This is a genomic window from Vicingus serpentipes (assembly GCF_007993035.1).
Classification (GTDB): Bacteria; Bacteroidota; Bacteroidia; order Flavobacteriales_E; family Vicingaceae; genus Vicingus; species Vicingus serpentipes.
Genome location: NZ_VOOS01000005.1, coordinates 1 through 22,641 on the forward strand (window position 1 = coordinate 1; position 22,641 = coordinate 22,641).

The 22,641-nt window shown below is 30.1% G+C and carries 21 protein-coding genes and 1 pseudogene; 7 read left to right on the top strand and 15 right to left on the bottom strand.

Annotated elements, in window-relative coordinates:
• From FRY74_RS10425 to FRY74_RS10465, 9 genes and pseudogenes are all read right to left on the bottom strand, one after another.
• Window positions 1–1,691, bottom strand: a pseudogene (locus FRY74_RS10425) (hypothetical protein); the annotation flags it as partial.
• Window positions 1,692–1,719: 28 nt separating this feature from the next.
• Complete coding sequence (locus FRY74_RS10430) at window positions 1,720–2,112, bottom strand: hypothetical protein (RefSeq protein WP_147101243.1); 393 nt, start codon at window positions 2,110–2,112, stop codon at window positions 1,720–1,722.
• A gap of 239 nt (window positions 2,113–2,351) precedes the next feature.
• Complete coding sequence (locus FRY74_RS10435) at window positions 2,352–4,346, bottom strand: tetratricopeptide repeat protein (protein ID WP_147101246.1); 1,995 nt, start codon at window positions 4,344–4,346, stop codon at window positions 2,352–2,354.
• Window positions 4,347–4,366: 20 nt separating this feature from the next.
• Complete coding sequence (locus FRY74_RS10440; protein ID WP_147101248.1) at window positions 4,367–5,305, bottom strand: hypothetical protein; 939 nt, start codon at window positions 5,303–5,305, stop codon at window positions 4,367–4,369.
• Window positions 5,305–6,738 carry an MBOAT family O-acyltransferase gene (locus FRY74_RS10445; RefSeq protein ID WP_147101251.1) on the bottom strand — a complete coding sequence of 478 codons (1,434 nt, stop codon included), beginning with the start codon at window positions 6,736–6,738 and terminating at the stop codon, window positions 5,305–5,307. The genes FRY74_RS10440 and FRY74_RS10445 overlap by 1 nt, the downstream gene beginning before the upstream one ends.
• Complete coding sequence (locus tag FRY74_RS10450; protein WP_147101254.1) at window positions 6,728–7,774, bottom strand: sulfotransferase family protein; 1,047 nt, start codon at window positions 7,772–7,774, stop codon at window positions 6,728–6,730. The genes FRY74_RS10445 and FRY74_RS10450 overlap by 11 nt, the downstream gene beginning before the upstream one ends.
• Window positions 7,755–8,816 (bottom strand): sulfotransferase family protein, encoded by a 1,062-nt coding sequence (locus FRY74_RS10455; RefSeq protein ID WP_147101256.1) that lies wholly within the window; start codon window positions 8,814–8,816, stop codon window positions 7,755–7,757. The genes FRY74_RS10450 and FRY74_RS10455 overlap by 20 nt, the downstream gene beginning before the upstream one ends.
• Before the next feature lie 77 nt (window positions 8,817–8,893).
• On the bottom strand, window positions 8,894–9,640 hold the full coding sequence (locus FRY74_RS10460) for an aspartyl/asparaginyl beta-hydroxylase domain-containing protein (protein WP_147101259.1): 747 nt from the start codon (window positions 9,638–9,640) through the stop codon (window positions 8,894–8,896).
• Complete coding sequence (locus tag FRY74_RS10465) at window positions 9,637–10,398, bottom strand: aspartyl/asparaginyl beta-hydroxylase domain-containing protein (RefSeq protein ID WP_170228008.1); 762 nt, start codon at window positions 10,396–10,398, stop codon at window positions 9,637–9,639. Before FRY74_RS10465 ends, FRY74_RS10460 begins: the two co-directional genes overlap by 4 nt.
• 107 nt (window positions 10,399–10,505) lie before the next feature.
• Between FRY74_RS10465 and FRY74_RS10470 the strand changes: the two genes are divergently transcribed.
• Complete coding sequence (locus tag FRY74_RS10470; RefSeq protein WP_147101263.1) at window positions 10,506–11,168, top strand: aspartyl/asparaginyl beta-hydroxylase domain-containing protein; 663 nt, start codon at window positions 10,506–10,508, stop codon at window positions 11,166–11,168.
• Here FRY74_RS10470 and FRY74_RS10475 read toward each other — a convergent pair.
• Genes FRY74_RS10475 through FRY74_RS10500 form a run of 6 tightly spaced genes read right to left on the bottom strand, consistent with a single transcriptional unit; the run spans window position 11,165 to window position 15,730 of the window.
• Window positions 11,165–11,779 carry a GNAT family N-acetyltransferase gene (locus FRY74_RS10475; RefSeq protein ID WP_147101266.1) on the bottom strand — a complete coding sequence of 205 codons (615 nt, stop codon included), beginning with the start codon at window positions 11,777–11,779 and terminating at the stop codon, window positions 11,165–11,167. The genes FRY74_RS10470 and FRY74_RS10475 overlap by 4 nt on opposite strands.
• Entirely contained in the window at window positions 11,776–12,720 is a 945-nt protein-coding gene (locus tag FRY74_RS10480; protein WP_147101269.1) for a glycosyltransferase, read from the bottom strand. Before FRY74_RS10480 ends, FRY74_RS10475 begins: the two co-directional genes overlap by 4 nt.
• The gene (locus FRY74_RS10485) at window positions 12,695–13,435 is read right to left on the bottom strand and encodes an SDR family NAD(P)-dependent oxidoreductase (RefSeq protein WP_170228009.1); all 741 of its coding nucleotides are present in this window, start codon (window positions 13,433–13,435) and stop codon (window positions 12,695–12,697) included. The genes FRY74_RS10480 and FRY74_RS10485 overlap by 26 nt, the downstream gene beginning before the upstream one ends.
• Window positions 13,428–14,483, bottom strand: a complete 1,056-nt coding sequence (locus FRY74_RS10490) for a 3-oxoacyl-ACP synthase III family protein (protein WP_147101274.1) — start codon at window positions 14,481–14,483, stop codon at window positions 13,428–13,430. The genes FRY74_RS10485 and FRY74_RS10490 overlap by 8 nt, the downstream gene beginning before the upstream one ends.
• Window positions 14,470–14,715 carry an acyl carrier protein gene (locus FRY74_RS10495; RefSeq protein WP_147101277.1) on the bottom strand — a complete coding sequence of 82 codons (246 nt, stop codon included), beginning with the start codon at window positions 14,713–14,715 and terminating at the stop codon, window positions 14,470–14,472. The genes FRY74_RS10490 and FRY74_RS10495 overlap by 14 nt, the downstream gene beginning before the upstream one ends.
• A gap of 13 nt (window positions 14,716–14,728) precedes the next feature.
• A complete protein-coding gene (locus tag FRY74_RS10500; RefSeq protein ID WP_147101280.1) occupies window positions 14,729–15,730 on the bottom strand; it encodes a 3-oxoacyl-ACP synthase III family protein in 1,002 nt (333 codons plus the stop codon).
• A gap of 149 nt (window positions 15,731–15,879) precedes the next feature.
• Here FRY74_RS10500 and FRY74_RS10505 point away from each other — a divergent pair, with 149 nt between their 5' ends.
• The 6 genes from FRY74_RS10505 to dnaJ all read left to right on the top strand — a co-directional run bounded on the left by FRY74_RS10505 (window position 15,880) and on the right by dnaJ (window position 22,593).
• A complete protein-coding gene (locus FRY74_RS10505) occupies window positions 15,880–18,189 on the top strand; it encodes an ATP-dependent helicase (RefSeq protein WP_147101282.1) in 2,310 nt (769 codons plus the stop codon).
• A gap of 56 nt (window positions 18,190–18,245) precedes the next feature.
• Complete coding sequence (locus tag FRY74_RS10510; protein ID WP_147101284.1) at window positions 18,246–18,893, top strand: DUF4290 domain-containing protein; 648 nt, start codon at window positions 18,246–18,248, stop codon at window positions 18,891–18,893.
• Window positions 18,894–20,201, top strand: coding sequence for a UDP-N-acetylglucosamine 1-carboxyvinyltransferase (murA, locus tag FRY74_RS10515; RefSeq protein WP_147101286.1), 1,308 nt, complete (start codon window positions 18,894–18,896; stop codon window positions 20,199–20,201).
• A 38-nt stretch (window positions 20,202–20,239) separates the two neighbouring features.
• On the top strand, window positions 20,240–20,773 hold the full coding sequence (locus FRY74_RS10520) for a TlpA family protein disulfide reductase (protein ID WP_147101288.1): 534 nt from the start codon (window positions 20,240–20,242) through the stop codon (window positions 20,771–20,773).
• 146 nt (window positions 20,774–20,919) lie between these two features.
• Window positions 20,920–21,462 carry a nucleotide exchange factor GrpE gene (locus FRY74_RS10525; RefSeq protein WP_147101289.1) on the top strand — a complete coding sequence of 181 codons (543 nt, stop codon included), beginning with the start codon at window positions 20,920–20,922 and terminating at the stop codon, window positions 21,460–21,462.
• 9 nt (window positions 21,463–21,471) lie between these two features.
• Window positions 21,472–22,593, top strand: a complete 1,122-nt coding sequence (gene dnaJ / locus FRY74_RS10530; RefSeq protein ID WP_147101292.1) for a molecular chaperone DnaJ — start codon at window positions 21,472–21,474, stop codon at window positions 22,591–22,593.
• Window positions 22,594–22,641: the final 48 nt, after the last annotated feature.

A 22,641-nucleotide genomic window follows, 5' to 3' on the forward strand; every position in this document is an offset into this window, starting at 1 on the left:
TCAGGAAGAACAGTAATAGTACCAGTAGCATTAACTGTCCCACATCCTCCTGTTAAAGGAATAGAATAAGTAAAAACTCCTCCGGTAGTTGGTGTTCCACTAATCGTAATGGTTCCTCCTGACCAGTTTGCGCTTACACCAGCTGGCAAACCTGTAGCAGCTCCTATTCCAGTAGATCCTGTAGTTGTGTGAGTTATATTGGGATTAATAGTTGCATCAAAACATAAAGAAGGTGAACTAGAAGCAGCACCTACTCCCATATCTGGTAGAATATTAATTGTACCTGAGCCTGAAGCTCCACAAGGCATGGTGCCTACGCTGTAATTAATTGTATGAATCCCGACAGGTGCAGTAGCGACATTGATTACACCAGTACTCGTATTTAAAGACGCTCCTAATGTTCCAGAAGAATATGCTCCTCCTGCCGTACCAACTAATGTTGGGTTAACTGAACCTCCAGTAGATTTACAAATTGTAGAATAAGACAAACTTGTAAATGAATAAGGATTAGTAACTGTAATCGTTTTAGTTAAAGAATCATTACAACCTCCTAAATTCCAATAGTAAGTAAAATCATAAGTTCCTGGCCCAGAAATTACCGGATCAAAATATGCATAACCTGCATCATTAGCTCCAACAGAACCTCCAGGAGCATTAGTAGCCCAAGTAGCATTACCAGAAGGAGAATAAGGCCCCAAACGAGTACACCCATTTCCTGATGCATCAGTACCATTATCAAATATTACTCCTGTCCCTCCATCGTAAATATAGTAATCAACACTAGTTTCATCACATATTTCAACATAATAATCAGTAGTTGGACTTAAATGATCTCCATAAACAGTTAAAACTGTTCCATTAGTTAATGGCCCATTATAAATTAATGTTCCTGAACCTAAAGCTCCAGTTCCTCCTGAATATATTGAAACATAATCATTAGCATCATTTGTAGGTGTAAATTCAAAATGAAGTGCAGGTGTAATATAACCACCAGCTGTAGCAGAATCATTTGCTACTAAATAGATAAAATCATCTTCACAATTCATTGAAGATGGAAAAGGACTAATAGTATTGTAAGGAGATACGCTTTCTTCAGCATGAAAATCAACTGTTCCACAACTTGGTGGAAAAACAATACTACAATTAGTAGCGCCAGAACCTCCAGTTTGAGAAAACGAAATTGTACCTTGATCATCAGAATAATTTGTAATTAACATTAAATACACATCTCCTACTTGAGCTCCTGTAATATTTGCTGTTTCGGTAGGATCTGGAGCAAAACTACAATCCACAATTTGATTAGGATCGGCAGCAGTAGAAGCATTACCATGATCTCCACAATAACTAATGGCTTCAGGCAAATTAGCATAAGGTCCATACAAAATAAAATCTACATCCAGACCTCCTCCTGTATTATCAAATTGCTCAATAAAAATATCAATATTTCCTGCAGTACTAACTTCCATATAATACCAGGCTGGATTAGGCTGATCTGATAAACAACCATAATTATTCCCAGGGTCTAAGGTTGAAGCTTCGGATGAACCATAAGTATTAGGGAAAGTATAGGTAGTTCCCGTACAAAAAGGATCTGCATCAACACAATAAGTGCCCTGAGCATAAGTAGTTGAATTAAATACATTTACCAATATAAAAAAAGTAAATGCTAATAAGTGGTATATTTTTCTCATAATTTTATGATTTACAGAGGATCGCATTTTATTGAGCTGCTTCAGCTCTATATTTTTCTTTTATTTTGTCTAAATTATTTTTTGACCAAGTTTTCATTATTTGAATATATTGATCTTCAGATTGCCCTTTTATATGCTTAGGAAAACCATCAGGAATTTGACCTGTAACCGATTTTTCCATAATTTTTTTAGTAAATGTTAAGTATTTACCTTCTCCGACAACAATTCCTCCATTAACACTTTTTGATTGGGCATTACTACTCTTTAAAATAGGTCTTGTAGAAGTAGTTATTCGAGGCGATTGCCTATCTATATGCGTGGGTTTAATTACTTTTTTTTCTTGTTTACTGGTTGTTTGCGCATTTACAGTTGCAGAAAAACTGATAAAGAAAATGGATGCAATAGTAAAAGTTAATTTCATAATATGATGAGTTTGATATATGATGAGTTTGATAAATGTTTTACTTGACTAAAACCTGATAAAAATAAACAATATATCGATAATACTTGTTAAAATATCGACAAACTGCCTAAACACAATTAACGGCAATTTTAAGAAAAAGGTTGCACTAACTATTTTAAAATTAAAAAATACTAAGAAAAAGGAGTGTTTTGTTAAATATATAACACAATAGCTTTATTAATAAAATAAAAGTAATTCTATTTACAATATTTTAAATATTCTTGATAGATATTCTGCTTTCCTAATCGATTACTTAGGACCAAAATATGATTGCACAACTGGATATCTGAGTTATCTTCTTGATATGCCTTAACAAAGTAATCTAAAGCAACATCGTAATAACCATCGCCTAATGAAGAATATAAATTACCAATATTAACATATATGAATTTAGGCCTAACAGATTCTTCAGCTAAATCATTTAAAAGTTCAATTCCTTCAATTGTTTTATTATTCTTGGTTAAAACACTATTGAGTAAATCGTAAACATTTAAATAATCTGGTTTAATTTCTATTATTTTTTTAATATTAGTTATGGAGGCATCGTAATTTCCAATTGCATTGTAAGAAAAGGCTAAATTAAAATACGCTTCAACATAGTTAGAATTATAAATCAATGCTTTTTCACAATATTTTATAGCCGATGAATAGTCTCGTTTAAAATTTAAATAAACAGATCCTAAATTATTTAAGCTTGTGTAATAAGTTGTATCAATTCTAACTGCTTCTTTGTAATGATAAATAAGTTTTTGAACATCTTTACCCAATGATGGGTTTCCAGGGTTTTTCTTAAATTCTCTCGCAACTTGTGTATAATATGTGTTTGCAATTAGAGCATGAGCCTTTGCAGATTCAGAGACATAATCAATATCATGTTCATACAAAGTTAAATAATCATGCCAATCAGGATTTCTTGCAATTGTTCTCCCTGAATAAAACAATCCTATTACTAAAATAGTCCATAAAAACTTAGTAGGAATTTTATGATTGTGGTTTTTTATTTCTGAAAAATCTAACTTTAAAATTTTTGAAATCCCCCATACCAAAACAATACAAAATCCTAATGATAACATATAAGTAAATCTATCTGCAACTATTCCAGGTAAGAGTATCAATGAATTATTTACCCCCATCATCACTCCTAAACATATTAATATTCCCAGACCTAAATATTCTCTTTTAAGAAATGAATATAAGCCATAAAACCCACCTCCTAATGTTATAAATAAAGAAACCCATACTTGCCAAAATGACCATGTTGCTATTGGTATTTGATTATATCCGTAATAAAAGGCCATGTCTTTAGGAAAAATTAAACTCTTAAAATAAAACCAATTACAGTATAAACTAGATGAAATTCTTTTCATAGACCATGGTTCATGCATTAATGGATGCTCAAAATATTTAAATAATCTTAATTGATTTTCTCCATCTACTAGCATTTTTTGAGTAATTTTTATAGCCACAAAAAAAACAAGGATTGAAATAATGGATATGGTGAAGTATTTTTTTTGAGCCTTTATAAAATATAAGGTCATAGGTACTAGTGGAGCAATAATCATTGCTGTATTTTTAGTAAACAATGCTATAATCATACATAACAATGCATAGACTAAATAACGAATTTCTGCTTGTTGTGTATATTTTATAAAATTGTTTATGGATAGCAATACCATAAAAAAAACGATAATTTCATCCCTGTTTTTTATACTACTAACTACTTCCGTATGCAAAGGATGTAACATAAATAGTAGGGTAATAGCTAAAGGCACTATAATAGATTGTTCGTATAAGATTTTTTGTAAAACAATTAAAAGAATAACCCCTGTTAATGCATAAAGAAGTACGTTTACAAAGTGGCTAATATTAGCTTGTGTTAACTTATCTTTTTTCTTTTTTTGCTCTTTTGTTTGGAAAGGAGGTAATTTATTAAAAAATTGTTTTTCTATTGCAAATGAAGCAATTACAACTGGCCTATAATCATATGACTGTTTATCATCAGTTGAATATCTTGAAGTGAAAATTTCAGGAAGTGCAGCGATTCCACCTTCTACCAATTTATTTCCATCAACAACAATATTATCATCTAATGCATACTCATTATTAATTGAATTCCCATAGATTACAAAAACTAAAATAGTAAATAAAATATAAATCTTTCGAATAGTAAATGTGGATAAATTTAGTTTCATTTTAGGTAAAAGTATAAATTCTATTTTTCATTAAATTCTTTATTAATTTTGTTTTTTAAGACTGTTGTAAAATCAGTTTTCCCATCTTCATTCATATGATGGGAGTCAAAAAAATAATCATATCTATCTAAATATTGGCCTTCAAAATCCCAAATAGGAATATTATATTCTAATAAGATTTTATCTTGAGGTGGATTACTCAGCATATTTTCTCCACAAAACTGTTTAAGAGTATTTAAATAATAATCGGTTACAGGATATTTAATCCCTATAACTTTTATTTGATGAGATTGGCATAGTTCAATGGTCTTTCTAAAAAAGATTAAAGCATCTTCATAATATAGGTTTTTTGGATTGTTAGATAATAACTTGTGCTTAATAAATAGCTCTGTATTAATTTGCTTTTGTATTGAAGAAAAGTCAGAAAATTTCTGTTTACCTTTTTTGATTTTAACCATATTATTTTTTTTTAATACAGTTTTTAGTTCTATATATGGAAAAATAAGATATGCTATAGACTTTAAATATCTTTCATGATTAATTATTTCAGCATCTAAAAGTTCTTTGTAGTCTATATATTTTCCATAAAAAAAATAATTTTCGTTACGATTAAAATAGTCCGCAGAAAACCTAGTAATGTCAGCTTGTAAAAAAATGTATTTAGGTTTTATATGTAACCGTTCAAGTAAATATTTTAATCGAAAATGAGTAAGAATTGGGTTTTCACCATAAAATGATAGGTTAAATGAATTTTTTATATTTCGTTCTTCAATACACCTATTTGGATGAGAGTCTCCTGTAAATAAGAACTTTGGAGCTTCTTTTAGACTTTCAATTTTTTTTTGATCTTTAACTAAAGCGCTTGTTTCTGATGTGATTATAAAAAACACAACTAACAATACTAAATGAAGGAGCAAAAATGTGATTACAAAAACTTTTATTTTACGTCTGTTAGTCATTAAAATCTAAAGTAATAAAAATTAGCACTTTCATTAACTGAAAAAATTAAAATAGTAAATATTATAACGACATAAAAACTAACTCTAAAGTAGCTGTTTTTTATGCTGTCAAAAGGATGAAATTTTCCATTTTTTGAGAAATAATTAATACCTTCAGTTATAAAAAAAGTTGCCCCTACAACAATAAATGCATCTATCTTGAAATTAAAATCACTAAAAAAATGAAGTAATTTTTTAATAATTATAGAGAGATCATTAAAATCTGTTATTCGAGCAAATATTGCTACAGATAGAAATGAAGAAAATGTAACGAATTTAAATATAAATCGAGGAATTAATTTATCATTAGTAAAATTAATTCTATTAAAAAATTTGTAACGTAAATTCTTAGTTGATGCATCTATAATCATATAAATACCAGCCATCAGACCAAAAAAGAAAAAATTGTAAGATGCACCATGCCATAATCCAATAACAATAAAAACAAAGAGCACATTAAAAAGTGTTTTTAAATTATTGTTTTTTACAACACCTCCCATAGGAATGAAAAGATAGTTTTTAACCCAAATAGATAAAGTAGCGTGCCATCTTCGCCAAAACTCTCTCACATTTATTGATGAAAAAGGTTTAAAAAAGTTTTGACTTAATTCAACTCCAAAATATCTTGCAGAACCCAAAGCAATATCACAATAAGCAGAAAAGTCTATGTAAACATAGTAGGCAAAACCAACAATTGCAAGATAAACTTCGAATCCTTTAGTTTCAGGTGAATCTAATCGCTTAAAAACATTATCCACAAAAATTACCAGACTATCTGCAATAACTATCTTTTTAAAAAAACCTAAAAGAATTAATTTACTTCCTTCAGAAAAATTGATCCAGCTTAAAGTTACTTTATTTTTAAATTGGGGAATTAAAAACCCAGGAGATTCTATTGGCCCAGCAACTAATTGAGGAAAAAATGATATATAAAGAGCAAAATGCCCTAAATGAGTTTCTCTCTTTATTCTTTCCTTATACACATCAACAATATAACTAACACCCTGAAAAGTATAAAAAGAAATACCAATAGGTAATATTAGGCTTCTAAAAGACCAATTGATTGTATTTTTATTTGGTGTAAACAATGTTATTGTATCACTTAGAACTTGATAAAACCACTCAAAATATTTAAAAAACAATAGATGAGAGAGTACTAAAACTACACTTAAAGTAAGAATCGTTTTGGATTTTTTGTTATTAAGTATGAATCCTGTAAAATAGGCTATTAATGTTATACTGCACATTAATAACAAAAACGTAGGTTCAGAAAAACCATAAAAAAAGTAACTAGCTAATAATAATAATGTCCACCGATATTTATGATTGATTGAATAATATGCAAATACAACTAAAGGCAAAAATAATATGTACCATATGGTATTAAACCCCATATTTACTTTTAAAAATATTTTTTTTCAATTTATACGGAAGATTATAATAAGAACAATAATATATTGCAACAGAAAGTCTGAATAAAGGGTAAATTGTTATAATTCTAAGATAAGCCCAAATTTCTTCTACTAAAGTAGCTTTTGAAAAGCTCAAGTAATCAAACTCTTTCGCGGTTTTAGAACAAATGGTTTCTATTAAAATTAAATCTAGTGCAGAAAATTTATTTTCCCAATAATTAATTCTTTCATTATTTAAAGGCATTTTTAGTCGATTATGCATCTCAATTATTTTGTCTTTTGCTGCTTGAGGTAAGTCTGCTTTTTCAAACTTTTTCATAACTGAATTCTCATGGTTATGCAGCATTTGTTCATCAAAAGCAATATTTAAAAAGTCTGTAATTTTATTCAATGTTTCTTTTGGTTTATTTACAATGTTTTCATACTTGACTCTCGTAAACTTATTGGGGAATTTTTGTTCATATTTTAGTATTGATTTATAATACAAGTTCCATGAAGCAGCATAAGAAACCATAAGCTTACTTATTGTACCTTCTGTGTGGGTTCTTCTTGATACTATGTTATCTCTATAATCGCGTGTTAATATTATAAATTTTGCATCAGGAAAAAGTGTAATTAAATTCTTAACATAAAGACTATAAACGGGATTCTTATCAACAAATACTTTTATTAGATTTTTATCTTTAGCTAAATTATTATTGAGGTAAACCTCCTTACAAAGATCTTGATAACTAATGTGGGGTTCATTTAAATCATATTTTTCCAAAAAGCTTAAATCTGGCTTCCAAATGCTTTGTGTATGGTTATGATTTAATTTAAAAAGCGTTTTAAATTCAGTAATTAATTTGTTGCCAGAAAGGGATGAAAGGTCTTTCCCAAATAATATGAAATTATTTTCGGGAGCAGCCGAAATGGATGGATTGCCGTTCAACATATCAGTAAGTAATGTTGTTCCCGACCTTCCTATTCCAACAATAAAGCAGGGAGTAATATCTAAGTTATTTTTTTTTTGTTCCATTCCTTACTCTTTCGATTCGTTCAATATGTTTTTTAAACCTATCTACTTTAAATTTTATAGGCAAATAGAAGGTAGTTTCATCCTTTATTTGTTCAATTAACAAGATATATCTTAAGTGAATTGTTTTAATGAATAAACTTATTTTTTTTAACACAGCTATATTAGATTGAGGTTTATAGCCAAGCTTTTCACCAAATCCATTGCAAATATAATCACTTAAAATTAGTTGCTCATAGGCAAGGTTTTTTTTCCAACTATCTAACCTACTTGTGTTTATAGGCTTTATTAAGTCGCCATATTTCTTATTAAGTCGTTCTGAATAATGGTTTGTTAAATCATCAACTATTGCTTGTTCTTCACTCATCTGCAAGTGGCTTTTCGAATATTTTTCTATCCTTAAAAAGGAAAATATTCGGTCTAATGTATGTTCAGGATGGCTTACTAATTCTTCGTATTTTATTCTTAACACTTGATTTTGATGTTGTTTTTCAAACTTTAAGGCTTTATTCGTAAAATAATTCCATCGTATGGCATTATAAACTACCGAAGGAGGTCGTATATGTATACTTTCTATTCTTGATAAAATATTTGCACGATAATCTCGGGTAATAAATATAAATTTTGCATTAGGGTTTAATTTTAATAATTTTTCGCAATAAAGTGTGTTAGAAGGATTTTTATCTATAATTATTGGTGCATTAACAGAATTATTTGTTTTGTGTTTAAAAAAATTATAGAAATGCTTACAAAGTTCATGGTAACTACCAATAAAAGATTGTTGTAAAAAATCATCTTCTTTAGTTAAAGTATAATCATAACCAATGTAAGGTTGTAATCTGTTAAATAAAAGATTAAATTCGTGTATAAGCATAAGGTCTGAAGTCTTAAAGCAAGTTTTGTTTTTAAATGAATTATAAAAGAAAGTAACGAAATAATTTTCTGGCACAGTATTAATTGCAGGGTGAGCACCTAAAATAGAAGTTAGTAATGTAGTACCAGAGCGACCAATCCCTATAATATAATTAACTTCTACAATATCCATTCTATTTTAAGTAAGATAGTTGAATTTTAGCTGAAAGGTAATAATTATTGACGATATTGCTATTTTCAACAATCAAATCATTCTTTTATAAAAGAATGTATTCTAGTAAACACATAAACAGGTATGGCAAAAGTATTCATCATCCATTTTCTCATAAAAGCTGGAACATGGTACAGTATTGCTGTTTTCTGTAATGTATATTGAATTATAAGGGAAGCTAACATTTGTGCTGAAATCCATTTGGTTTTATGTTGGAATTCTGGTCTGATAATGTCTAATATTAAAACTATTCTTTTTTCGTTAGTGTTATTCCAAGCTAAATGAAGATGAGCATCACAAAAAGCAAATGGGATACCTTCATGCCATGATACTTCATTATCAAGTACTTTAAATCCGCAGTCAGGTAATTTTGCTGGAACTAAAAGCGGTAAATGAACTCTATACATTGCATTTGAATCTCCTGTATGAGGTTTTAATTGAGTTTGTTTACTAAGCTGACTAAAAGATGCAGAAACTAAATAGGGTATCTGTTTGATTATTTTGGTGGTAATCGGAAATTTTTTTTGATTCTTTTTATAATTCAACAACCAAAATTTAAAAGGCAGTATTTTCCAATTAGTAGGTTGATTTGCAAATGTTTTATTGTAATAAGGAATGAATTTTTCTTCGTCAGCGGTTGATAATTCTTTTTGAATTGACAAATAATTGTCTTTTAAAAGTTTATACCAGCTAGTATATTCAATATCAAAAAAAGGAGGTTCGCTACCACTATAAGCACCATTTGAAGAAAAAGAAAACCATATTTTATTTAAGTCAGTATTCAATTATGTTTTTTTATAACACCATGTTTTTTTTGATATGGATAGAGTAAAAATAGCAAAATAAATATGGTTGAATTAATTATTTTATGTATCCATTTAGGCATTTTTTTTATGAAAGAATATTGTTCAAATAATAATTGTAAAATTAGAAAAGAGCGTATTTTTAAGCAAATAGCTTTTTTTTTATATTTATATTCACTTCTAATTACATCAAAAACAACAATTACTCTTTTTTTATCAGACAAATTCCACGCCTCGTGTTTATTGGCGTCATTAAAAATTAATAGTTGGTTGTTTTTCCATTCAGCATCTTGGTTATTTACTCTAAAACCACATTTTGGCAAACCTTCTGGAATATCTATTCCTAAATGACATCTGTAAAAAGTATTTGAATCTCCGTGATGAGCTTTAATTTTTTCTCCAGCTTCTAAAATATTAATCGATATGGATACAATTTCAGGAAATTGAGCTAAAGAATTATTAAAAACAGGAGTTAATGTTAGCGCTTTATTAATTCTTATCCCCCAAGTTATAAAGCTAAATGTTTTCCAGCCAGATTTCTCTGTTAATCCTTTAATAAAATAACCTTTAGGAGTAAAATCTTCAGAGTTGATTATTCGAGTTATTTCTGTAGCTATCTCATCTGAGTTAGCCTCTATAGCTTTTGCCCAGTCAAAACATTCAGAAGAATAAAAATTAGGTGAATCTGAATAGTGTTCAGACGAAAAATAAGCAAACCATTCTTCTTTTAATTGTTCCAAAATAATTACATTTAATCTTGAATTTGGTATAAGAATCAAATTTATAATAATTAATTAAGATTATAGCATATTTAGTGGTAAATCAATTATTAAATAGGTGATTAACTATGGAGAATCAAGCATCAAATTTTCATCATGACTTTTTTGAGTGGACAAAGTTATTGGAGTTAAATTGGAAAATTATAAAAGATGAGTTAATGCATGTATATTCCAATCATGATCAACTACTTTATAAAAGTAATTGGTTTTTAGCTCACCCTCATTATGTCGATTCAAAAACAAATAAAGCCTGGAAGACTTATGAATTTGTTTTTTTTGGAATCAAGCAATTAGGTCATTGCCAGAATTGTCCTAAAACATTTGAATTACTAGAAAAAATACCAAATTTAGTTACTGCTCAATTTTCTGTATTAGAGCCACATACTAAAGTATCTCCTCATAAGGGGTTTACTAAAATGGTATTACGAAATCATTTGGCTCTAGAAGTGCCTTCTTTAACACTATGCAAAATTAAAGTTGAAGATGAAGAAACTTCATGGAAAGAGGGAAAAGTTATCACCTTTGATGATAGTAAAATACATGAAGCTTGGAATTTATCAGATAAACCAAGAATGGTATTAATGATAGATGTAGCCAACCCGTCTATGCCTTATTCTTCAGAAGAAATTTGCAATTATAAAATTGAGAATATAGATGATCCTTTTTTATTAAGCATGGCAAATAAATCAACATGGAAAAAATGGTTGAGCCAAGGGTATTTTGATAGTTAAAGTAATGCATTTATCTTTTCTATATTAGCTTCGCTTTTTTCTCCAACAATAGAAAAAGAACCATCCGTTTCGGTATAGTTCTTTGCTGCCAACCTAAGTTTTTGAGCATTTTTGTTATAACTCTCTTTTGTCAGAATATACCATTGGTTTTTTGATTTTTCTTGACCTGGAATTAATACATAGCCTAACATTTTGTTATATTTAATGGCTTTAGTGTTTTCTGGTAAAATTCTAACAAATGATTTGTCACCAATTTTTAATTCATTAAAAATAAAATCCAATAAAATTAGTGACGCAAAAATTGGGTAAGGAGTATTTAAAAAATCATCATCCCATATAAAAATTCCACCCTCTCCATATTCTTCATTTATATTAACATCTTTACAATTAATTACACCAATTGGTTTATCGTTAATGATAATTAAAAAATAATAATTAAATCTATTGTTAACTTTTTTAAACCACTCAATTTGTTCTTTTTCAGAAATCTTTTTTTTATAACCCATATACTTTCTAATATTTGGGTGATTACGCCATTTACGAATTAACTCAATGTCGTTTTTATTAATTCTTTTAAGAGAAATTCCATATTGATTTAATGTGAAAATCATATTTCTTCACCAATTGAGTATACTGGTCGATTATTCATTAGTTGAAACATTTTACTAAGATATTCGCCTAACACGCCAAGTATAAAAATAATAAGACCTGATGAAAATAAAATACTAACAATTATTGATGTGTATCCAGGAACAGCTATTCCTTGTATTATTTTTCTTGAAAGATAGAAAAACCCTATCCCAAAATTGACAAATGAAAAAAAGAATCCAAAATATTTAATCATTTTTAATGGGAATAATGATGAATACAAAACAACATCGTTAGTTAGTCTAATTAAGCTAATTAATGAATAATTAGATTTAGATCTTTTGCTTTTATTGTGTTTTACATCAACATAAACTATAGCATTGGTATACCATAAAAAGACTTCATCTATAAAAATGAGATGAGTTGCTTCTGTAGCTATTTTTTTTGCTAATTGTGTATTAATTAACCGAAAGCTTGAGCCTTTTACACTTCCACTCCCTTCAATTATTTTTGCAATTGTTTGATAAATTAATTTGAATAATTTTCGAATTAAGGAACGCTCAATATTAGAGTAGATGCCATATACAATTTCGGCTTTGCTTTTAATTTGTTCTTCAATTAACAATTGAATTTGTTGCGGGTTAACTTCTAAATCATCATCTATTGTGATAATGAATTTTCCTGATGACTTAATAAAACCAGCACAAGTGGCGATATGTTGTCCGAAATTTTTACTTAACCTTAAGCCTTTAACAAATAGCGCATGTTCCTTTTTTAAATTTATTATTTTTGCCCAAGAACCATCTTTACTGTAATCATCAACAAAAATCAATTCAAAAGTATATTCCAAAGGCCCAAAAAAAGAAATCAACTTATCACAAAGTTCCTCTATACTCCCTTCACCATTATATACTGGTATTATAACAGAATAATCTATTTTATGCTCCTGCAGTAAGTCCTCCATCTAAAGTAATTTCAGTTCCTGTTATCCACTTAGAAGCGTTAGATAATAAAAAGAAAATTGCATTTGCAACATCTAATGGCTCTCCAACACCTAAAGGGTATTTTTCTATATGATAATCATAAATTTCTTTCTCTACATTTTCTCTTGTATCCTCTAATATTTTTGTTTCAACCAACCCTGCTTTTATGCAATTAGATCTTATCTTTTTGGAAGCCAACTCAATACTTAATGTCTTGCTATAAGTCTCCAATGCAGCTTTTGAGGAAGTGTAAATTGCCCCCCCTTTATATGGGTAGCTACTTGATATTGAAGAGACAAAAACCATTGAAGACCCGTTGTTTATTCTTTTTGACCGCAACAATGATGAAACTAGATATACTGCGCCATCGAATATTGGCATTCTAACTAAATCAACATGCTTCTTATTGATAAATTGAACAGGATACAAACTAACTATTCCTGGCAAATAAACTACACCATCAACTTTCTCTATCTTGTCTGAGGCAGATTTGATTTCATATTCATTTGTAACATCTAACTCAAGATATTTTACATTTTCAGACAATCCTAGATCAGTTTTTAACTTTTTCACATCTCGAGATGTTAACGTTAATTTAGCTTTTTTTTCAAAGCATAATTTTACCAGCTCTAAACCTATTCCTGATGAAGCTCCAATAATCAGTATATGCTTACCTTCTAATAAAAAATTATTCATCTTCATAATTATTTAAAAGTAAGTATTCTATTGGATTATTTTCAATAATTGCATTTGCCCAAGATAATCCTACACCAAACCCTGAAATCAATAATGATACTTCTTTATTCAACCCCTTCATTGTTGTCATAGTTAAAGGTATTGACGCAGAACTTGTATTTCCATAATCTTTTAAAGAATAAGGAGTTATTTCTTTATCAAACTTTAACTTTTTTCTAATGGTTTCATTCATTAACAGGTTAGCTTGATGCATAATAAAATAATCAAAACTCTCTGTTGTTTTTGAGTTTAAATTCAAAAAACTTAAAATAGCTTTAGGCACAGTAGTTACTGAAAAATTAAAAATATCCAATCCATTTAATGCCAAATTAAATCCATTACGAAAAATACCTCCTGAATATTCTTTTTCCAAAAATGATTCTAAACTAGGTAAATTCCTAACTCCTCCATCGTATATTTTTATAGCATCTTCTCCAGAGCCATCTGAATTTAAGTCAAAAATCCAATTATTAGTTCCTTCTGTATTTTCTATAAAAGTTGCAGTACCTGCATCTCCAAAAAGAGGATAGGCACTTTTATCTTTGTAATTACAAGAAACAGTTGAAACATCTCCAGCCAACAAAATTCCCTTCTTTAAACCACCTGCCTTCATCATTGAAGTAATAATTGACAAACCATACACATAACCTGAACAACCCAGCCCTACATCAAAAGCAATACAAGAAACAGGTAATTTTAGTTTGTTTTGACTAACAACTGCAGTTGAAGGCAAATAATAATCTCTAGACTGTGTAATAAAAACAAGTATTTCTATTTCATTCCTTTTCCACTTTAATTTATCAAATAATTTATTAGCTGCCTGAATTGCAAGGTCTGAAGTTGTCACTCCAGTTTTTGCAACTCTTCTTTTTTCAATACCAGTAGTTTTTATTAACATTTTACGCTCCGACATAGTCAATAATTCATAATCTAAATTAGAGAGTTCATGTTCAGGAACAACAGAACTAACACCTCTAATTTGAAATCCTTGAATATTAATTTGAGCCATTCTTCTTCTTTTCTTGAATCACATTAAAAATATCTTGAATAGTAAAAATAGTTTTTAAGTCTGCACCAGAAATCGCAACATCATACTCCGTATCTATCAATGCAATAATAACTAATGCGTGCATAGAACTCCACCATTCAACATCTCGTATACTAGTCTCAGGTGTTAAACTTCCATTCTCAACTTCATCTAACTCATTTTCTAGTTTTTTTATTAAATCTTGTATACCCATAAATTTCAAATTTTTAATACTTTAAAACGGTTCCACTCCAAGAAAATCCAATCCCAAAACCAGCTACGAGAACCTTACTGCCTATTTTTATACGTCCTTCTCTTTCTGCCTTCTTTAAAGCTAAAGGTATTGAAACCGAAACCGTATTGCCATTATCTTCTATATAATAAGCCATTTTTTCATCAGAAACCTTTAGCTTTTTTTGTATAGACTTTAAAATAATATTACTCGCTTGATGAAAAACAAATAAATCAATGTCTTCAAAATTTAATTTGTTTTTTTCTAAAATAGCATTAACTAACAAAGGAACTTCTTTTAATGAAAAAGAAAAAACTTCCAATCCATTCATTTTCATCTGTCCTCTTGGCATTCCTCCCACGTCAGCATTTTCTTCAAGCCAATCAGCATTTGGTGGATTTCGCAAACAACTATGATCAACAAACAAGTGTTTTGCTCCAGATCCATCAACACCATAAACAAAGTTACCTAATTGATTTGAATCAGTTTTTTCTACCCATACTGCTGCTCCAGCATCACTAAACAATGCTCTAAGAGGGAAATCATTGGGATGTGAAACTAATCCAGGGGTATCACCAAATAAAAGTAAAACATTGTCTGACTGACCACTTTCAACAATGGCTTTTGCCATTCCTAAAGCATTCGTAAAACCCGAACAACCAGCTGGCAAATCAAGTGCTCCAATATTATTGTTTAATCCTAACTTGTCTTGCAATATACAAGCGGTCATTGGAGCAATATAATCCAGTCCCTCGGTACAAAATAAAAGAAATTGAACATCTGCTTTTTTGTAATCAGAATTATTAAACAAATCTTCAGCAGCTAAAAATGCTAAATCTGAACCTATTATATTTTTTTCAGTATTAAATCGAGTCTTTACACCTATTTTTTTATAGATTTCATCTTCACTGTAATTTGGAAAAGCAAATGACAAATCTTTGTTTGTTACTTTTAGCGAAGACAAATGATATTCTATATGCTTAATAGTGCAGCCCATCCGAAAAACTCAAATTAAATTTATCAAGCTAAATATACTACTCTTTTTTATTTCAACCGAAAAAAACCAGCCAATCAATCTTTTTTAGCAAAAAATAGTTATTTTTTTAAAAAAAATCAAAAAAGTATAATTGTATCTTTGCTACTAATATGGATTACCTAGAAAAATTAAATACTTCTCAACGACAAGCAGTTCAAGCTACTGAAGGTCCAGTAATGGTTATTGCTGGAGCAGGCTCTGGAAAAACAAGAGTTTTAACCTATCGAATTGCGCATATAATCAATAAAGGAATTGACCCTTTTAATATTTTAGCATTAACTTTTACCAACAAGGCTGCTCAAGAAATGAAAGAGCGTATTGGAAAAATTGTTGGTGGTTCTGAGGCAAGGAACATCTGGATGGGAACTTTTCACTCTGTTTTTGCAAGAATTCTAAGGTCTGAGGCAGATAAAATAGGATACCCTTCAAATTTTACAATCTACGATACTCAAGATGCAAAAAATCTAATAAAAGGCATTTTGAAAGAACAGGGTCTTGACGATAAAGTTTATAAACCTGGATTAGTTTTAAGTAGAATTTCTGCTGCAAAAAACAATTTAATTACTCCACAAGCCTATCTTAATAATACAAGTTTACAATCGGAAGATACTCAATCGGCAAAACCAAAATTAGGAGAAGTTTATAAAATTTATAGTGAGCGTTGCTTTAAAGCTGGTGCTATGGATTTTGATGATTTATTATTTAAAACAAATGTTCTTTTGAGAGACTTTCCTGAAGTTTTATATAAATACCAACATCGATTTAAATATATTTTAGTTGACGAGTATCAAGATACCAACTTCTCTCAATATTTAATAGTGAAAAAACTAGGTGCAGTTTTGCAAAACGTTTGTGTTGTTGGAGATGATGCACAAAGTATTTATGCATTTAGAGGGGCAAATATTCAAAATATATTAAATTTTAAAAACGACTACCCTGAAGTAAAAACCTACAAGTTAGAGCAAAATTACCGTTCAACTAAAAATATTGTTGCTGCAGCAAATAGTATTATAGTAAACAACAAAGAGCAGATTGAAAAAAATGTTTTTACAGATAATATTGAAGGTAGTAAAATAAAAATTTACAAAGCAGCTTCTGATAATGAGGAAGGAAAAATTGTCGCCAATTTAATTTTCGACAAACAACTAAGTGAGCAAGCAAAAAATAATGATTTCGCAATTCTATATCGTACCAATGCTCAATCAAGAGCAATGGAAGAAGCTTTAAGAAGAAAAAACATCCCTTACAAAATATATGGCGGATTATCTTTTTATCAACGTAAGGAAATAAAAGATTTACTTTCTTATTTCAGAATGATAGTAAACCCTCAAGATGAAGAGGCATTAAAGCGAATAATTAATTATCCAGCTAGAGGAATCGGAAATACCACTATTGATAAGTTAACCATTGCTGCGAACAATAACAATGTTGATTTATGGACTATCATTACTAATTTAAATCAATTTAATACTGGCTTAAATTCAGGAACTCAATCAAAAATTCAAAGTTTTGTTTCAATGATGAATAGTTTTAGAGTTCAACTTGAAGCTAAAAATGCTTTTGATCTAGGTAATGAGATTGCATCAACTTCTGGCATTCTAAAAGACCTTTACAGTGATCGAACTCCTGAAGGAATAAGTAAATATGAGAACATTCAAGAGCTTTTAAATGGACTGAAAGAGTTTACTGAAACCGAAAATGAGTTTGAGGAAGACGTAACTCCTAGGGGTCTTACAGAATTTTTACAAGATGTTGCTTTATTAACTTCTGCAGACAATGAAAAAGATGAAGACAAAAACAAAGTAACATTGATGACGATTCACTCAGCAAAAGGGCTTGAATTCCCTTATGTACATATTGTTGGAATGGAAGAGAACTTATTTCCATCTCAAATGTCTTTAACTAGCAGAATTGATTTAGAAGAGGAACGAAGACTTTTTTATGTTGCGGTTACTCGAGCTGAAAAAGAGGCTGTATTATCTTTTGCAGCTAGCAGATACAAATGGGGTAATTTAATTTTTTGTGAACCAAGTCGTTTCATAGAAGAAATTGACGACAAGTGTTTAGAATACATGTTCTCAGAAACAACCCAAGCACCAAGATCACAAAACAATTATGAAACTAGTAGTTCTAACGGGTACTATTCTAAACCAAAAAACACACTACCTCCTAAACGAAATGAACCTCCTAAAATAATTCATACTACACCAAAAAACCTTAAAAAAATAACCCCTAACATTTCAACGAATCAAGACAGTGCCGCAAACCTAGACTTGAACGTAGGGACAAGAGTTCAACATCAAAAATTTGGGCAAGGGTTAGTTGAATCTATTGATGCAGGAAAGGCGACAATAAACTTTATCTCAGCGGGTAAAAAACAACTTTTATTAAAATTTGCCAAACTCGAAATTTTAAATTAATTACCTTTGGCTTAAATCCTACTCAAATTTTAAGTTGAGTTGATTAAAAATTATACATGAATCCAATAGAAAAAGATTACAACACCCGAAGACCAGATATGGTTATTCCTGAATATGGTAGAAATATTCAAAAAATGGTTGAGCATGCAATTACCGTTGAAGATAGAAATGAACGAAACAAAGTAGCTCAAGCAATAATTAACGTAATGGGGCAACTAAATCCTCACCTTAGAGATATTACAGATTTTAAACACAAACTTTGGGATCATATTTTTATTATCTCAGATTTTAAATTGGATGTTGATTCCCCATACCCTATTCCAGATAAAGAAACAATCTTTAAGAAACCTGAAAAACTTGACTACCCACAAAGTAGAATTAGATTTAAGCATTACGGGAAAAGCACCGAAGCGATTATTGCTAAAGCAATAGAAATGGAAGATGGCGATGAGAAAAATGAATTAATTCAACTTATTGCAAATCTTATGAAAAAGTCTTATTTAACATGGAATAGAGATTCTGTAGATGATAGTTTAATTATTTCTGATTTGAAAAATTTATCTAAGGGAAATTTAACCGTTCCTGATGATTTTAGATTGACACAAACTAATGAAATTTTAGCTCAAACAGTCACTAAGAAGCGCCCTGCTAATCAAAACAAAAACAATAACAAAAAACATTTCCAGAAAAAAAGAAGATACTAGATGAGTACATTTAAAATTAAAGGAGGATATCAGTTAAGAGGTGAATTAACGCCTCAAGGAGCTAAAAACGAAGCGCTTCAAGTTGTTTGTGCTGTTTTATTAACTCCCGAAAAAGTGACCCTACACAACCTCCCAGATATTAGAGATGTAAATTTTCTTATTGACCTTTTAGAGGAACTTGGTGTTAAAGTTAATCGTTTAGGTAATGGAACTGTTGAATTCACTTCTGACGAAATAAATTTAGAATACCTACAAAGCGAGCAATTTAAAACAAGAGCAGCTTCACTTCGTGGATCGGTAATGATTATGGGACCATTATTGTCTCGCTTTAAGAAGGCTTATATGCCAAAACCAGGCGGAGACAAAATTGGACCTCGACCGCTTGACACTCACTTTTTAGGTTTTTCAAAACTTGGAGCTACATTTAGTTATGATGCAAAAGCAGGATTTTACACACTAAAAGCAGACAATCTAGAAGGTAAATATTTATTACTAGACGAACCATCTGTAACAGGTACTGCTAACATCTTAATGACTGCCGTAATGGCAAAAGGAAAAACAACCATTTACAATGCAGCATGCGAACCTTACTTACAGCAACTATGCTTAATGCTAATTAGTATGGGTGCTAAAATTACTGGTGTTGGTTCAAATTTATTAAATATTGAAGGCGTTACAGAATTAGGTGGTTGTACGCATACTTTACTTCCCGATTTTATTGAAATAGGTTCTTTCATTGGTTTAGCAGCAATGACTCAATCTGAAATTACAATTAAAGACTGTAGAATTGATATGCTAGGTCGAATTCCAGAAACGTTTAGACGCTTAGGAATTCAAGTTGAGATTAAAGGAGATAATATATTTATTCCTTCTCAAACCAAATATGAAATTCAACGAATGATTGATGGCTCGATACCAACTATATATGATGCCCCCTGGCCAGGTTTTACTCCTGATTTATTAAGTATTATTCTAGTAACTGCTATACAAGCAAGTGGTACAGTTTTAATTCATCAAAAAATGTTTGATAGTCGATTATTTTTTATTGATAGATTAAAAGATATGGGAGCTCAAATTATTTTATGTGATCCTCATAGAGCAACAGTAATCGGAATTAATAGAGAATATAAATTAAGAGCAACTTCTATGTCATCGCCTGATATTCGTGCTGGTGTAGCATTGTTAATCGCTGCTTTATCTGCTGAAGGAACAAGTACAATATCAAATATCCATCAAATAGATAGAGGATATCAATACATTGATAAAAGGTTAAATGCAATTGGAGCGAATATTGTAAGGGAAGACTAAAACAATCGTCTTATCTTAATAAATATAAAAACAGATTTATGAAAACAATAAAAAAATTTAAAGCAACAATTATACTATCAGCAATAATTTTAATTACAGCTGGTTTTATGTTTAAACAACAAGGTGGACCAGCAATTGGAACAAAAGCTCCTGAATTAGCTTTTAACAATCCTGAAGGAAAAGAAATTAAACTATCTTCATTAAAAGGAAAATTAGTTTTAATAGATTTTTGGGCATCATGGTGTGGGCCATGCAGAAGAGAAAACCCTGCAGTTGTAGCAGCATACAATAAGTATAAAGATAAAAACTTTACTAACGGAAAGGGCTTTACTATTTATAGTTACTCTTTAGATAAAGACATGAATAGATGGAAAGGTGCAATCACTCAAGACAAATTAGTTTGGCCTTATCACGTAAGCGATTTACTTGGATGGAGTGCAGCAGGAAGTAGATTATATGGCGTAAATTCAATTCCAACTAACTTCTTAATAGATGGAAAAGGCACTATCGTTGCTAAAAACTTAAGAGGTAAAGCTCTTGAAGAAGCTCTTGAAAAATTAGTGAAAAAATAAAAAACAATAAAATTTTCAAAAAAGGCAGAAGATAAACTTCTGCCTTTTTTTCTTGCTATAATCTCAGTTTTAATATTTTTCTGTCATTATGACTTTATTTTAAGCAATGGTAGTATTTTTGCCAACCTTGTAAAAAAATATTAGCTATGAGTAAGAAAGAAAAAGTTGAAGAAAATGAAAACATCGAACACAACGAAGAAGTTGTAGCTGAAAAAGACCAGCAAGAACAAGAAGCTCCAAAAGAAAAAACCGAAGAAGAGAAAGCTGAGGAAGAAAGTAATAGATACCTTAGATTGTATTCTGAATTCGAAAATTTTAGAAAAAGAACTCAAAAAGAAAAATTAGAGCTTTTTAAAACTGCTGCTGAAGATGTTTTAAAAGATTTAATACCTGTTTTAGATGATTTAGAAAGAGCTCAAAAAGCGAACGAAACAGCTGATAATGTTGAGTCTGTAAAAGAAGGTTTCACCTTAATATATGATAAATTAACAAAAACTCTAAAACAAAAAGGCCTTGAACCATTACCTTCAAGTATTGGTGAAAAATTAGACATTGAAAAACACGAAGCTATTACTCAAATTCCTGCCCCAACTGATGATATGAAAGGAAAAGTTATTGATGAAGTTGAAAAAGGCTACTCATTAAATGGTAAAGTAATTAGATATACAAAAGTTGTTATTGGACAATAATTTAACAAAATGAGCAAGAGAGATTATTACGAAATATTAGGAGTTAGTAAAAGTGCATCAGAAGCTGAAATAAAAAAAGCATACCGTAAACTTGCAATTCAATACCACCCTGACAAAAATCCCGATAATAAGGAGGCAGAAGAAAAGTTTAAAGAAGCTGCCGAAGCATATGAAATTTTAAGTAATCCTGAAAAAAAACAACGTTATGACCAGTTTGGTCATGCTGGGATGGGCGGTGCTGCTGGAGGAGGATTTAGTGGTGGAGGCATGAACATGGATGATATTTTCTCACAGTTTGGAGATATATTTGGAGGTGCTTTTGGCGGAGGCGGAGGCTTTGGAGGCCAGCGTGGAGGAAGAAGAGTTCGTAAAGGAAGTAACCTAAGGATTAAAGTAAAACTTACTTTAGAAGATGTAGTAAATGGTGTTCAGAAAAAGATTAAGGTTAACAAGTTAGTTAATGCCGAAGGATTAACATTTAAAACATGTGATACCTGTAAAGGTAGTGGTCAAGTTACTCGAATCGCAAATACAATTTTAGGCCAAATGCAAACTTCATCACCTTGCCCACATTGTGGCGGAGATGGAAAAACCATTGAAAAAAAACCTGCTGGTGCAAATGAAGATGGATTAATTAGAAAAGAAGAATTAATCACTATTGATATACCTGCTGGTGTTGAAGATGGAATGCAACTTTCTGTTACAGGAAAAGGAAACGCTGGTCCAAAAGACGGAATACCTGGAGATTTAATTGTGTTGGTTGAAGAAATACCACATGAAAGAATAAAAAGAGATGGAACAAATCTTTTGTATGATCATTACTTAAGTTTTAGTGATGCGGCATTAGGTGCTTCAGCAGAAATACCAACTGTAACAGGGAAAGTAAAAATTAACATAGAACCTGGAACACAAAGTGGAAAAGTACTTAGATTAAAAGGTAAAGGTGTACCAAACATACAAGGATATGGAAATGGTGATTTTTTAATTTACATAAATGTTTGGACCCCTCAAAAACTATCTAAAGAAGAAAAGAAATTATTAGAAAAATTACAAACGTCTGAGAACTTCAAACCAAACCCAACTCATAAAGACAAAGGTTTTTTTGACAGAATGAAAGATTACTTTAACTAAAAGAATACTGAAAAGCGAGTTAAATTTAACTCGCTTTTTATTTATCCG

Bases quoted from the DNA above. Each gene is read 5' to 3' on its own strand.
- FRY74_RS10430 (WP_147101243.1), bottom strand. From the start codon at position 2,112: ATGAAATTAACTTTTACTATTGCATCCATTTTCTTTATCAGTTTTTCT.
- FRY74_RS10435 (WP_147101246.1), bottom strand. From the start codon at position 4,346: ATGAAACTAAATTTATCCACATTTACTATTCGAAAGATTTATATTTTA.
- FRY74_RS10440 (WP_147101248.1), bottom strand. From the start codon at position 5,305: ATGACTAACAGACGTAAAATAAAAGTTTTTGTAATCACATTTTTGCTC.
- FRY74_RS10445 (WP_147101251.1), bottom strand. From the start codon at position 6,738: ATGGGGTTTAATACCATATGGTACATATTATTTTTGCCTTTAGTTGTA.
- FRY74_RS10450 (WP_147101254.1), bottom strand. From the start codon at position 7,774: ATGGAACAAAAAAAAAATAACTTAGATATTACTCCCTGCTTTATTGTT.
- FRY74_RS10455 (WP_147101256.1), bottom strand. From the start codon at position 8,816: ATGGATATTGTAGAAGTTAATTATATTATAGGGATTGGTCGCTCTGGT.
- FRY74_RS10470 (WP_147101263.1), top strand. From the start codon at position 10,506: ATGGAGAATCAAGCATCAAATTTTCATCATGACTTTTTTGAGTGGACA.
- FRY74_RS10475 (WP_147101266.1), bottom strand. From the start codon at position 11,779: ATGATTTTCACATTAAATCAATATGGAATTTCTCTTAAAAGAATTAAT.
- FRY74_RS10480 (WP_147101269.1), bottom strand. From the start codon at position 12,720: ATGGAGGACTTACTGCAGGAGCATAAAATAGATTATTCTGTTATAATA.
- FRY74_RS10485 (WP_170228009.1), bottom strand. From the start codon at position 13,435: ATGAATAATTTTTTATTAGAAGGTAAGCATATACTGATTATTGGAGCT.
- FRY74_RS10490 (WP_147101274.1), bottom strand. From the start codon at position 14,483: ATGGCTCAAATTAATATTCAAGGATTTCAAATTAGAGGTGTTAGTTCT.
- FRY74_RS10495 (WP_147101277.1), bottom strand. From the start codon at position 14,715: ATGGGTATACAAGATTTAATAAAAAAACTAGAAAATGAGTTAGATGAA.
- FRY74_RS10500 (WP_147101280.1), bottom strand. From the start codon at position 15,730: ATGGGCTGCACTATTAAGCATATAGAATATCATTTGTCTTCGCTAAAA.
- FRY74_RS10505 (WP_147101282.1), top strand. From the start codon at position 15,880: ATGGATTACCTAGAAAAATTAAATACTTCTCAACGACAAGCAGTTCAA.
- FRY74_RS10510 (WP_147101284.1), top strand. From the start codon at position 18,246: ATGAATCCAATAGAAAAAGATTACAACACCCGAAGACCAGATATGGTT.
- murA (WP_147101286.1), top strand. From the start codon at position 18,894: ATGAGTACATTTAAAATTAAAGGAGGATATCAGTTAAGAGGTGAATTA.
- FRY74_RS10520 (WP_147101288.1), top strand. From the start codon at position 20,240: ATGAAAACAATAAAAAAATTTAAAGCAACAATTATACTATCAGCAATA.
- FRY74_RS10525 (WP_147101289.1), top strand. From the start codon at position 20,920: ATGAGTAAGAAAGAAAAAGTTGAAGAAAATGAAAACATCGAACACAAC.
- dnaJ (WP_147101292.1), top strand. From the start codon at position 21,472: ATGAGCAAGAGAGATTATTACGAAATATTAGGAGTTAGTAAAAGTGCA.